The organism is Undibacterium sp. 14-3-2 (assembly GCF_016595265.1).
GTDB lineage: Bacteria > Pseudomonadota > Gammaproteobacteria > Burkholderiales > Burkholderiaceae_D > Undibacterium > Undibacterium aquatile.
Genome location: NZ_JAENGS010000008.1, coordinates 174008 through 186981, shown reverse-complemented (window position 1 = coordinate 186981; position 12974 = coordinate 174008). Strand labels below are relative to the sequence as shown.

At 50.0% G+C, this 12974-nt stretch carries 12 protein-coding genes; 8 read left to right on the top strand and 4 right to left on the bottom strand.

The window, feature by feature from the left end:
* Nucleotides 1-21: 21 nt before the first annotated feature.
* Nucleotides 22-396 (bottom strand): flagellar protein FlaG, encoded by a 375-nt coding sequence (locus Undi14_RS17200; protein ID WP_186883507.1) that lies wholly within the window; start codon nucleotides 394-396, stop codon nucleotides 22-24.
* A gap of 83 nt (nucleotides 397-479) precedes the next feature.
* Nucleotides 480-1967, bottom strand: coding sequence for a flagellin (locus tag Undi14_RS17195; RefSeq protein WP_186883506.1), 1488 nt, complete (start codon nucleotides 1965-1967; stop codon nucleotides 480-482).
* A 347-nt stretch (nucleotides 1968-2314) separates the two neighbouring features.
* On the opposite strand from Undi14_RS17195, the gene Undi14_RS17190 reads away from it, so the two are divergent.
* The 8 genes from Undi14_RS17190 (at nucleotide 2315) to Undi14_RS17155 (ending at nucleotide 10456) form a co-directional block, all read left to right on the top strand.
* A complete protein-coding gene (locus tag Undi14_RS17190) occupies nucleotides 2315-4519 on the top strand; it encodes a glycosyltransferase family 41 protein (protein ID WP_200181837.1) in 2205 nt (734 codons plus the stop codon).
* The gene (gene rfbF / locus Undi14_RS17185) at nucleotides 4516-5286 is read left to right on the top strand and encodes a glucose-1-phosphate cytidylyltransferase (RefSeq protein WP_190478325.1); all 771 of its coding nucleotides are present in this window, start codon (nucleotides 4516-4518) and stop codon (nucleotides 5284-5286) included. Before Undi14_RS17190 ends, rfbF begins: the two co-directional genes overlap by 4 nt.
* Nucleotides 5271-6380, top strand: coding sequence for a CDP-glucose 4,6-dehydratase (gene rfbG, locus Undi14_RS17180; protein ID WP_234030662.1), 1110 nt, complete (start codon nucleotides 5271-5273; stop codon nucleotides 6378-6380). The genes rfbF and rfbG overlap by 16 nt, the downstream gene beginning before the upstream one ends.
* A 222-nt stretch (nucleotides 6381-6602) precedes the next feature.
* Nucleotides 6603-7166: a dTDP-4-dehydrorhamnose 3,5-epimerase family protein gene (locus tag Undi14_RS17175; RefSeq protein WP_200181835.1), complete on the top strand. Its 564-nt coding sequence runs from the start codon at nucleotides 6603-6605 to the stop codon at nucleotides 7164-7166.
* The gene (locus Undi14_RS17170) at nucleotides 7163-8389 is read left to right on the top strand and encodes a class I SAM-dependent methyltransferase (RefSeq protein WP_200181833.1); all 1227 of its coding nucleotides are present in this window, start codon (nucleotides 7163-7165) and stop codon (nucleotides 8387-8389) included. Before Undi14_RS17175 ends, Undi14_RS17170 begins: the two co-directional genes overlap by 4 nt.
* Nucleotides 8390-8400: 11 nt before the next feature.
* Nucleotides 8401-8889, top strand: a complete 489-nt coding sequence (locus tag Undi14_RS17165; RefSeq protein WP_200181831.1) for an acyltransferase — start codon at nucleotides 8401-8403, stop codon at nucleotides 8887-8889.
* The gene (locus Undi14_RS17160; RefSeq protein ID WP_200181828.1) at nucleotides 8886-9710 is read left to right on the top strand and encodes an NAD(P)-dependent oxidoreductase; all 825 of its coding nucleotides are present in this window, start codon (nucleotides 8886-8888) and stop codon (nucleotides 9708-9710) included. Before Undi14_RS17165 ends, Undi14_RS17160 begins: the two co-directional genes overlap by 4 nt.
* The gene (locus Undi14_RS17155) at nucleotides 9707-10456 is read left to right on the top strand and encodes a cephalosporin hydroxylase family protein (RefSeq protein WP_200181827.1); all 750 of its coding nucleotides are present in this window, start codon (nucleotides 9707-9709) and stop codon (nucleotides 10454-10456) included. Before Undi14_RS17160 ends, Undi14_RS17155 begins: the two co-directional genes overlap by 4 nt.
* 123 nt (nucleotides 10457-10579) lie before the next feature.
* Here the strand turns inward: Undi14_RS17155 and Undi14_RS17150 are convergent, their stop codons facing one another.
* Entirely contained in the window at nucleotides 10580-12238 is a 1659-nt protein-coding gene (locus Undi14_RS17150) for a GGDEF domain-containing protein (protein WP_200181824.1), read from the bottom strand.
* Between the two features lie 65 nt (nucleotides 12239-12303).
* Complete coding sequence (locus Undi14_RS17145; protein ID WP_200181822.1) at nucleotides 12304-12951, bottom strand: response regulator transcription factor; 648 nt, start codon at nucleotides 12949-12951, stop codon at nucleotides 12304-12306.
* Between the last annotated feature and the right edge of the window lie 23 nt (nucleotides 12952-12974).

Genomic DNA, 12974 nt, shown 5'->3' with positions numbered 1-12974 from the left:
TTTTAAAAAGATCGTTACCGATTAAGCTTCGTTCTTAATGAGTAATCCTTTTAATTTATCTAAGGATTTAGATATTTCAAGTGCCTCTTCCGTTGGAATCTGGCGTAACACCTGATTTGTTTGCTGATCAATAATTTTGACAACAACACGCTTACTGTCAGTATCGACGCTGAAGCGTAAATCCTGTGAGCGAGCCTGCAGCGCATCGTTAATATGAGCGATTGCTTTATTAACTTCGGTGCTGTCAAATTTCTTATTCTCAGAATTGTCGACTGCAGTTGCCGTGGGTGCGCTAATGTTATTAGCAGGAGGGGCTGACCGTACGTTGGTGACGGCAGTTTTGTCACTGATCAATTGCCCCGATTGAGGCGGGTTGCCAATCGATGGGATGTCCATGATCATTTCCTTCAAAGTTAGATTCCCCTGATCATAACTGATCAGGGGAATTATCTACATCAATAGAAAACTGAAGCTATTGATTAACGCAGCAGTGCGAGAACACCGTTAGGTAATGAGTTAGCTTGAGCCAAAATTGCAGTACCAGCTTGTTGCAACACTTGAGAACGAGTCATATTTGCTGTTTCCGAAGCAAAATCGGAGTCTTGAATACGGCTACGTGCTGATGCCAAGTTTTCTTGTGATGTTTGCAAGCTGTTGACAGCAGAAGTGAAGCGGTTTTGTATCGCACCCAAAGAAGCGCGTGAACTATTGACCGATGCAATCGCCGAATCGATGGTTGCCAGAGCTGACTGCGCCCCTGCCGCCGTACTCAGATTCAGAGAGGATACACCTGCACCGACTGTGACTGCTGCTGAAGTGAAGCCACCTGTCAAGTTTGCTGCTGTCAAACCTGTACCTGTACCATTTGCCAGAGTAATACCAGCAGAGCTTGTGGAAGACAGGGAAAGTGTCGATGTAGCAATGTCTGTCGCACCAGTTGCAGATACGGTGATACCTGTATTGGCTGCAGCTGCAGCTGCATTAGTACTTGCTGTAACTGTGATATTACGTCCATCAGCAGCTGCCAGGGCAACAGCACCAGTTGTTGTATCAAATGTAGCTGATACGCCAGTTTGTGAGCTGATCGCATTAACAGCAGCAGCAACTTGTGCGCCACGTTGAGCGCCGGAAGTCGAGGCGCTCAATGCACCCAGATTGACACCGTTAATTGTGATGTCACCAGAAGCGATTGCAGTTGCGCTTGTTGATGCTGTACCGGCAACTGTTGTAGAACCAACTGTTGCTGTCACACCAGTTTGACCACTGATTGCGTTAATTGCTGCAGCTTTAGCAATACCACTACCAGTTGCATTAGAGAAGGATACGCCATCACTAGCAGATGCGCCGACTTGGTAACCGTTGATAGACAAGTCACCGGATGCCAGAGCTGTCGTTGTTACAGCACCCGCACCTGCTACAGTTGTTTTGTAGCTGGATGTGGAGCCAACACCGAGAGACGATGATTTTGCACTGGCGATTGCTGAAATGCTGATCTGATCGTTTGAGCTGCCGTTTGCACCAACCTGGAATGTTTGGTTTGCAAAGCTACCGTCAAGCAGATTCACGCCGTTAAAGTTAGAAGAACTTGCAACACGGTTGATTTCAGAGATCAACTGGCTGGCTTCGTTATTCAGGGATGCGCGGTCTGATGCACTGTTAGAGCCGTTGGCTGCCTGAACTGCCAGATCACGAATACGTTGTAAGTTGGAACCGATTTGTTGCAGATCGCCCTCAGCTGTCTGAGCCAGAGAGATACCGTCATTCGCATTACGTGCAGCTTGGTTTTGACCATTCAGCTGCGAAGTCATACGTTGAGAAATTGCGAGACCAGCGGAGTCATCTTTTGCGCTGTTAATACGCAGACCGGATGACAGACGTTGCATGGATGTTTGCAAAGAGCCTTGAGATGTAGTCAGGCTGCGTTGTGCATTCATGGATGCAATATTGGTATTGATATATGAAGCCATTTTGATACTCCTTACCTAAGTTATTAAATTCGGCGTTAAAACCTCAAACTTCGGTCTGTCTGTTGACTGTTGCACCGCCGTTGTAAAGGGTTACGGACGGGAATCAAAAACTTTTAGCTAGTTTCCGCAAATAAATACTATTTTTTTTGCTTAAGTTTTTCGTGATATTCCGCTCAACGACAGCTTTTAAAATTTCTTGAGGGCTTAATTTAAATATCTTTCACCCCTTTATTCGGGCTTAAGCATTTATTTTTTCCCTTTAAAATGAATTTCGATGATCATAATGTCCTCGGGAATTATTTTTTTGGTCATGTTTTTGGTCTTTGCCACCTTAAAGAGAATAGATAATGAGTAAAGTCGGCTTGCACCCCGGAAATGCATTTAAAGAAGCAAAGGCTTTGTATAAGGCTAATCAGGCAGAAAAAGCGAAAGCACTCTGTCTCCGGATTGTTCAGCAATATCCTTTGCATCAGGACGCCAATTACTTTCTCGCCAAATTAGCTTTTGAAGGCGGCTTGAATGAGGAATCGCTACTTTTTTTACAAAAAGCGTTTTCAGGTGCGCAGCAATTCAACGCAGATAAGCATGCTTATTATCAGGTTCTTAATCGTTATATACAGAGTCGTTCATTTGAACAGCTTGAAATTGCCAGTCTGTGGCTGACCGGATTTAATCCTAAAGATGGTATTGCCTGGGATTACCTTGGCATCAGCCGCCTGGAACAGGGGAAATATCCCGAAGCTTATGAGGCGCTTCAACACGCCGTGGCACTATTGCCGAACAATCCTCATGTGCTGGCGAATATTGGTAACGCGCTGATATCTTTGGAGCGTTGTGCCGAGGCAGCTACTTATTTGCGGAAAGCAGTCTCAATTGATCCGGCGATGGTGGTGGCGCAGAATAATCTTGGCAATGCCTTACGGATGATAGGGCAGACGCAGGCTGCTGTAGATACTTTGCAGATTGCGGTACGTCTTAATCCCGGTCTTGCTTATGTTCACAATAATTTAGGCCTGGCATATCGTGAGAATAATCAATACAGCGAGGGCATCAAGTGTTTTTATACTGCACTGGAATTGCAGCCTGATCTGATTCAGGTGTATCCGAACCTGATCGACGCGCTGAGACAGAATGGCGAGGTACAGCGTGCGATTGAATGCGGTAATGAAGCGATGGATCGTTGCGCGAATATCCCGGAATTCTGGGGTGGCTACGGCGATGCCCTGCGCGAGGCTAATCATCTCGATCCTGCGATTGAGGCCTATATGCGGGCGCTGTCATTTAAAAAAGACTCGCAGTCTTCGTTTAATCGCAAAATATTCAGCAATTTACTGTTCTGCTTAAATTACCACCCCGATTTACCCGCAGAAGCCATTTTCGGCGCGTATCAGGATTTTGATCAGCGTTTTGGTTTGCCAAATAAAGTCTTCTGGCGTCCTTTTGATAACGTACGCGATCCAAATAAACGTTTGAAGGTCGGGTATGTCGCGCAGGCGTTTTATAACCAGGTCTGTAAATATTTTCTGCTGCCTTTGCTTGAAAAGCACGATAAGAGTCAGGTCGAAGTTTATGCGTATGCGAATCCACCGTTTGAAGATGAAACAACGGAATATTATAAAAAGTCGGTTGATCACTGGATCTACACCCGCGAAATGACCGATGCCGAACTGGCAGAACGTATCCGCGCAGATGGTATTGATGTGTTGATCGACGTTGCCGGACACACCAACAGTAACCGACTGGGTGTCTTTGCGCGCAAACCTGCGCCGGTTTCGCTGCATTGGCTGGAATACGGCTACACCACGGGTTTGACGGCGATTGATTATTACCTGACGGATAAAGCTACGGTTACTGATAACTGCGCTCACCTGTTTTCTGAAAAAGTCTGGTGTCTGGATGGGCCAGCGTATACCTATCGTCCGGATGTACGTAAAGCGGAACTGGTGCCGCCACCGGTGCTCGAAACGGGCGTGATTACTTTTGGTAGCCTGTCGCGCTCAGTCCGTATCAATCATAAGGTTGTGAAGGTCTGGTCAGCGATACTGGACGCGATGCCGAATTCCCGCCTGATTATTAACAGCGGTGACTTTAAAGACGTCAAAGTGCAGGATGAAATGGCATCGCGTTTCATGCAATACGGCATCGACAGGTCCCGGCTGGAGATCGGTTTTACCAGCCCATCGTGGGAAGTCTTGAAGCAAATTGATATCGGACTCGACTGTTTTCCGCATAATTCCGGTACGACGCTGCTGGAGAGTATTTATATGGGTATTCCTTTCATTACACTGGCTGATCGTCCATCCGTCGGACGTATTGGTGCCAGCGTGTTAAGGGGGATGGGCCGCGACGAATGGGTAGCACAAACCGAAATGGAATATGCGCAGAAAGCGCTGATCCTCGCACACGATGTTGATGGCCTTGTGCATTTACGGCAGACGCTGCGCGCCGAGATGGAGGCATCACCATTAATGGATGAGCCAGGTTTTGCCCGCGATGTTGAAAAAGCCTATCGCGGCATGTGGGAGATTTACTGCAAGGAGAATGCGCAATGAAAGCAGTGATTCTGGCGGGTGGTCTGGGAACGCGGATATCAGAAGAAACTCATCTGAAGCCCAAGCCGATGATAGAAATCGGCGGTCATCCGATTTTGTGGCACATCATGAAGAGCTACTCAGCGCATGGGGTGAATGAATTTGTGATCTGCTGTGGCTATAAAGGCTATCTGATCAAAGAGTATTTTGCGAACTACTTTTTGCACATGTCGGATGTCACCTTCGATATGCAGCACAATCGTATGGAAGTGCACGAAAGACATGCCGAACCCTGGAAGGTCACGCTGGTGGACACCGGCGAAGACACGATGACGGGCGGGCGGCTCAAACGTGTGGCGCGCTATGTGCAGGATGAAGAAGCATTTTGCTTCACTTATGGCGACGGTGTGTCTGATCTCGATATCGCTGCCTCAATCGCATTTCATAAAAATCACGGCAAGCTTGCAACTGTCACGGCGGTGTTACCACCGGGGCGCTACGGTGCGCTGGAGCGTGACGGCGATCAGGTCGCCGGTTTTACGGAAAAACCTCGCGGTGATGGCGGCTGGATTAATGGCGGTTATTTTGTGCTGTCTCCCAAAGTGCTCGATTTTATTGGTGACGACAGCGTCAGCTGGGAAGCGGAGCCCTTGGCCAGATTAGCGCAACAGCAGCAACTCATGGCTTACGAACACGCTGGTTTCTGGCAGCCTATGGATACGCTGCGCGAGAAAAATCTGTTGGAAGATTTGTGGCAATCAGGGCAGGCGCCATGGCGAACATGGTAAATCCCGGCTTAGTCAGTCCTGGGGCAATCAGCGCATTTCCTGCACCTGAACCCAGTTTCTGGCAGGGGCGACGGGTATTGCTGACCGGGCACACTGGTTTTAAAGGCGCATGGCTGGCATTCTGGTTGCTGCGTATGGGCGCGACAGTGACTGGACTGGCACTGGCGCCGCGTACCTCGCCTGATTTATTTGATGCGCTGGGCTTGGCAGGTCGCATGCAAAGTCACATCGGCGATATCCGCGATGCTGCGCTGGTGCGTCAGATCGTGGCCGAAAGTCAGCCGGAAATAGTTTTGCATCTCGCGGCGCAAGCGCTGGTGCGGCCTAGTTATAAAGATCCGCTCGATACCTTCTCCAGTAATGTGATGGGCACCGCCAACGTGCTGGATGCTTTGCGCGGCGTCGACAGCGTCCGCGTGGCGCTGATGGTGACGACTGATAAAGTCTATCGTAACCGCGAGTTGTTGACGCCGTATCCGGAAACCGCTGAACTGGGTGGCCACGATCCGTACAGCGCGAGTAAAGCCGCTTCTGAATTAGTCATCGCCGGATATCGCTCGGCATTTCTGGCAGAGCAGGGCATGACGGTGGCGGTCGCCAGAGCGGGTAATGTGATCGGTGGTGGCGACTGGTCGGAAGATCGCTTGCTACCGGATGCAGTACGTGCATGGCAAAGGCATGAACGTCTGCAGATACGTCGCCCGGAATCAGTGCGGCCGTGGCAACATGTACTGGAGCCCGTCTCGGCTTATCTGACCCTGGCGCAACGGGCTTACCATTTGCCGGGCTTGGCTGAGGCCTGGAATTTCGGGCCCGACGAAGTCGCCACCGTGCGTGAAGTCGTCGAGCTGGCGCAGGGCGCTTATGGTGGCGGTGAGGTGGATTTTGCTCACGACATCATTGGTCCGCATGAAGCAGGTTTACTGGCGCTGGATGTCAGCAAGGCTCGGCGTGAATTGGGCATACGCGCACGCTGGGATTTGCAGAGCGCGGTGCGTCGAACGATGTGCTGGTATCGCGATTTTGAGCAAGGCGTGAGCGCCAGCGATTTGTGCGAGCGCGATCTGGACGCATTTTTACTCGGTACAGAATAAGGAGGCTGCCAGAAAATCCGGTGTAAAGGTAAGTGCGAGTAGGAAAAAATCAGGAAAAAGTCAGGAAAATGGCTTCTATATACTCCCCCGGGTATATTTCAAGCTCCTTTATTTTCAAGGAGATGAGAGGGAAATTTCTCAAAAGTGGGGGGGTATATGAAAACAGGCAGTGATAACGCCAAATCAGGATAGTGAATGTCGGGCTGATGAAGATAAAAATGTATGGCACAACGATTTGAACTGTTGACGACGCCGATCATCGGTTTGTCGCTCTTGCAGCGTCGGCCGCTGGCGGATGCGCGCGGCTATTTTCAGCGCCTGTTTTGCGCAGAAGAACTGGTGGAATTCGGTTGGACGCAGGGTGTCGCGCAAGTGAATCACACACAGACGCTGGAAAAGGGCAGTGTGCGCGGCTTACATTTGCAATTACCCCCGCACGCTGAAATGAAACTGATTACCTGTCTGCAAGGAGCGGTCTGGGATGTCGCCGTCGATCTGCGTAAAGATTCCCCTACGTTTTTGCAATGGCATGCCGAAGTGCTGTCTGCCGAGAATAAGCGCTCATTCCTGATACCACAGGGGTTTGCGCATGGTTTTCAGACACTGACGGATCATGTTGAAATGTTGTATTGCCATAGTCACGCCTATCAGCCGACGGCGGAAATGGGCTTGAATGTGTTTGACGAGCGGCTGGCGATAGGCTGGCCTTTACCGGTGACGGCGATGTCTGACAAAGACCGGCAGTGGCTGTTGCTGGATGAAGATTTTGAGGGAGTGAGCGTATGAAATGTCGGCATTGTGGTCAGGCTCTGACACAGCCTTTTCTGGATCTGGGGAGCGCGCCGCCGTCGAATGCTTACCTGACTGCGGAAGCCTTGCATCAGGCTGAAGTCTGGCTGCCATTGACTTTGATGGTGTGCGATGCATGCTGGCTGGTGCAAACACTGGATTTTACCGGACGCGAAAATCTGTTTGATGCCGACTATGCTTATTTCAGCTCATGTTCGTCGAGCTGGTTACGTCACGCCGAACAGTTTGTCTCGACCATGCGCACGCAACTGACGCTTGATTCCCAGAGTCTGGTGGTGGAAGTGGCGGCGAATGATGGTTATCTGTTGCAATATGTAAAGGCAGCAGACATTCCCTGCCTGGGTATTGAGCCTACGCAGAGCACCGCCAATGCTGCGCGAGCCAAAGGTATTCCGGTCGTTGAGCGCTTTTTCGGGCGTGAGCTTGCCGCAGAACTGGTCGCGCAAGGGCAATCGGCGGATCTGACTGTGGCCAACAATGTGCTGGCACATGTACCTGATATTAATGACTTTGTTGCCGGATTCGTGCTGCTGTTAAAACCCGCAGGCGTGGCGAGTTTTGAGTTTCCGCACCTGCTCAATATGGTGCAGCAAAATCAGTTTGATACTGCGTACCACGAACATTATTCGTATTTGTCTTTGCATGCGGTGCAAACGATATTCGAGCGTAATGGTTTGCAGATCATTGATGTGCAGGAGTGGCCTACACATGGCGGCAGTTTGCGTGTGCTGGCGCAACGTGCCGATGTCAAAGCCAGAGCCGTGCTGCCTGGCGTTGGCGATATTCTCGCTAAAGAGCGTGATGCGGGTATGAATGCGCTGCCATTTTACCGTGATGTGCAAAGCAGGGCGGAGCAGGCGAAATTCGATCTGCTGCAATTCCTGCTCGATTGCCAGCGCCAGAATTTGCGCGTTGCCGCCTACGGTGCGGCGGCCAAAGGAAACACTTTGCTGAATTTTTCCGGCATCCGGCCTGACTTATTACCTTATGTGGTGGATATTAATCCGCACAAGCAGGGCAAGTTTCTTCCCGGTAGCCGGATTCCGATTGTCAGTCTGGCGCATTTGCTGGCCGACAAACCTGACAGAATTCTGATTTTGCCGTGGAATTTGCAGGAAGAAATCATGCATGATCTGGCTGCCGTCAAAGAATGGAATGCCCGTTTCGTCGTTGCCATTCCACAATTGCATCTTCTGTAAAGGAGTTTATTGTGATCGAAATTCATCCCGATGCGCGTATTTCCAAGCTGGCAGATATTGAAGATTCTGTGCGCGGCACCCGCATCGTTATCGGTGCGTTGTCCAGTATCGATAGCTTTGTCAAATTCAAACCCGCGGGCGGCAGCGGTGATGTTGTGATCGGAGAGCGCACCACGATTAATTCAGGTTGCGTGCTCTACACAGGCAATGGCATTCGCATTGGCAACGATGTGGCGATCGCGGCAAACTGTACTTTTGCCCCCGTCAATCATGCGTATCTGGATAAAAGCCGACTGATCAATCAGCAGGGCTTCTTGCCAAGCAAGGGCGGTATTGTGATTGAAGATGATGTCTGGATCGGTGCTAATTGTGTGATTCTTGATGGCGCTGTGTTGCGGCAGGGTTGTGTCATTGGCGCGGGTTCTGTCGTGCGCTCTGAGGTGCCCGCTTTTTCGATTAATGTCGGCGTTCCTTTACGTCGGGTCGGGTGGCGTGAATGAGCGTGCCGACCGCAGCGATGCATGCCACTCTGATTGGCGGTCAAGGATTTGTCGGGCGCCATTTACAGGCGCAATTGCGCAGTCTTGGCTGGACCTGCGATGTGCCGTTGCGCGATGATGTGAGCTTGTTTCAACGCGATCTTGGACACGTCTTTTACTGCGCTGGTCTGACGGCAGATTTTCGTCAGCGGCCGTATGACACGGTGGAAGCGCATGTCGCATTGTTGTCGAACGTATTGCAACAGGCTTCTTTTCGTACCCTGACTTACTTGTCCAGTACGCGGGTATATGCCGGGGCAAGCGCGACGGATGAAGGCGCGGCGTTACAGGTACGTTCCCACGTTTCCGGCGATCTGTATAACATTTCCAAGTTGATGGGCGAAAGCCTGTGTCTGAATAGTCAGCGCGATGTCCGGATCGTTCGCTTATCGAATGTCTATGGATTACATATGCCAACGCAGAATTTTTTGTCCGAAGTGCTGACATCAGCAGCCAAAGACAAATGTGTTGTCTTCCGCAGTTCGCCGCAATCGCAAAAAGATTACATCGCGGTACAGGATGTGGTGCGCTGCCTGCCCATCATTGCACAACACGGCGAAGCAGGAATTTATAATCTGGCCAGCGGCTGCAATGTGTCGAATGCCGAAATCGCCAGCATCTTGCAGAGGCAAGGAGTACGCTGCAAATTTCAAAACAATGCGCCAGATATCTTGTTTCCCACCATGAACGTTGCAAAATTACATGCGCTTTGCGGCGCGTCTCACCACGAACTGGCAACGGATTTGCCTACCCTTTACTCACACTATTGCGAGACACCATGAACCCTATTCAGCAATTTGAAGCCGAACGCGCAGCGCGCATAGAACAACTTGGGCAAGACCATGCGTTTCAGGCGCAGTCCCGCGACTGGCTGGAGCAGAGTATGCGCAAACAGTATGTATATAATTTTTCGTGGCTGGGACGTCCTATCATCCAGAACCCGATAGATATCATGGCAGTGCAGGAACTGATGTGGACGGTGCAGCCTGATCTGGTCATCGAGACAGGGATTGCACATGGCGGCTCTATCATTTTTTCTGCGTCTATGCTGGAGCTGATTGCTGCATGTGGCGGTAATCCGGATGCACGCGTTCTGGGCATTGATATCGATATTCGTGAACACAATAAGCAGGCGATACTGGAACACCCGATGTCGAAACGTATCACGATGCTGCAAGGTTCAAGCGTGGCACCGGAGATTGTCGCGCAAGTACATGCTGCCGCCAAAGATAAGCAAAAAGTGATCGTTTTTCTCGATTCGAATCACACCCATGAGCACGTCCTGGCTGAACTTGAAGCGTATGCACCGTTGGTCAGCAAAGACAGCTACTGCGTGGTGTTTGATACCTTTGTCGAAGATGTTCCTGCAGATGTATTTGACAGTCGCCCGTGGCAGCCGGGGAATAGCCCCAAAACAGCAGTGCATCAGTATTTGCAAACACATCCTGAATTTGAGATCGACAAGGCGATGCAGCATAAATTGCAGATCACAGTTGCACCGGATGGTTTCCTCAAACGGATTGCTTAATGCTATGCGCGAAGCCGCGGTGCTAATAAACAGGCGTTGCCTGTTCCGCTGAGTCATATGGTGAATACAAAAATGGCCGCGATATAGCGGCCTTTTTGTTTCGTTCGTTTGTGTGTATCAGTATCAGTTTGCTTTGACCACCCGGTTTTTCCCTGATTGTTTTGCTTCATACATCGCCTTGTCAGCGCGTTTGATCAGCATTTCCTGAGCTTCATGCGGCATACGAAGGGCGACGCCGGCGCTGAATGTGATAAACAGGCGTTGTTCATCTGCAGTGAAGAAATGCTTGGTCAGTTCGCGCTGCACTCTGACCATCGCCTGGGCTGCTTCTTCTAAGCCGGTCTCTGGCATGATAATGATGAATTCTTCACCGCCCCAGCGGGCGATGACGTCAATGGAGCGCAAGGTTTGTTTCACCACCCGCACCAGATGCACCAGCGCTTCGTCACCGGCGTTGTGGCCGTGAGTATCATTGAGTTTTTTGAAGTTATCCAGATCCAGCATGGCGATACAAAGCGGCGTGCTGCGCCGGTCTGCGCGATCAGCTTCACGTTCAAAAATATCTTCCATGCCGCGCCGGTTCAGACTGCCTGTCAACTGATCCTCGCGTACCAGTTCACTCATTTGCGCCAGCTTATCTTCGAGACCTTTAATTTTTTCTGCAGCTTCGGTGACTTCTTTCTGCGCGGCGACGATGATGTCGCGTGAGCGCAGGGTTTCCGACTGCACGACCCGGGTTTCATCCAGAATGTTGCCAATGATGTTGCTGACTTCGTTGGCATCGCTGGTGTTTCTGATTTTGTTTGCGTAGAGATCCATCTTGTCCTGATAGACGCCGGCACTAGTTGCCATTGCATTGAGTCTGTCGATAAACGCCGCCATCATATTTTTGACAGAGGTATTCGACTCATCAATGCTATTTTTAAGCACGCCCTGTTTGTAGATGACGTCTTTCAGGCTGCGGGTTGCTTCCTGCAGTGCACGATGATCTATCGGGCCGGAAATCAGATTTTGCACGACTTCGATCTGACCGCGCAGCCAGTTGTCGTTGTCGAGCAGATCGTGAATATTCGTCAGTAACAAATCGAATAAACGCAGCAGTAATTCATGTTGCTCAGCGCTGTCGCCGCTTTGCAGTTCAATCTGAAAACAAAGTTGCTTCAGGCGGCTGGCAACCTGATTTAATTCAGGCTCATTATTCGCTTCTCTGACTGCCAGACCCAATGCTTCCGATTCGGTCGCAAGAGCTGGATTGGGTTTCAGCAAGGAACTGAGAGCTAATGTCAGCGTACGATACAGTAAGTCTTTCAGTACGCGTCGGCATGGGTCATCTTGCGCTGGTATATCGACCAAAGAAATTGGCGCAGAGTTGCTGATCACGGAAGGCGCAGGATCAACGAGGCTGATCTGATTGGTAGGAGCAGGTGGTTCCGTAATGCGTTGCGTCAGCAGTTCCAGGCCTTTACTGTAATCATCCCAGTTGCCGGTTTTAACGGCGCGGCTGAACCGATGGCCAAAAGTAGATAAATCGCTTTGTGATGCTTGCAGGCTGCTGGCAAAGTTTGCCAACAGATTTTCGGCCTCTGAAGGTTTAACAGTTTGTTGTATCGTTTCGGGAGTCGTTGAGGCAGGCGCTTCCTCGCTGATGCCTGCTACTTCATTATATAGTTTTCGGTAAGCATCGGGGGTCGGCGCAATCCTCTGTATCGCTAATTGGCGAAACGTCTCACGTGCGATGTCTGAGGGACTTTTGAATTGTGACGAAGGAGGTTTGGTCGACATGTAGTCTGGTCAAAAACGATAAGCGGTGAACGATAAACAACAAAACGATAAACAACAAAAAATACTCAATCGACAAGCTGATTCTTGATTGCGTAATGTGTCAGTTCTGCATTGTGCCGCAATTTCATCTTTAACAGAATCCTCGCACGGTATTCACTGATGGTTTTTACTGACAAAGATAATTCTTTGGCAATGTCACTCACCGATTTACCCGATGCGATCATCGTCAGAGTCTGAAATTCACGGTCTGACAGTGTTTTATGTGGTTCATCTTCATGCTCCTGATTCAGGTTGTTTGCCAACTCCTGAGCCAGTGCCGTGCTGATGTATTTCAAGCCATTCGAAACTTGTCGGATGGCAGCTAGGATCTCATCACTGCCACAATGCTCGTTGAGATAACCGGATGCGCCAGCCTTCAGGCACCGTATCGCATACTGATCTTCGCGAAAATTCGAAAACATCAAAACATTGACTTCCGGCTTTTCGGTTTTAATTTGCTTCAGAACTTCTATGCCATTTTTATCGGGAAGTGCGATGTCGAGCACCATCACATGGTAATCGAGTTTTCTGGATAAACGCACAGCATCGAGCCCGCTGCTTGCTTCGCCCACGACCGCAATATCAGACGTGGCGGCAATGATTCCTTTAATTCCTTCTCTGACCACCACGCGGTCATCCACAATCATTAACTTAATTGACGCATATTCAGCCATGCATATTCCATTTCTATCTCAGA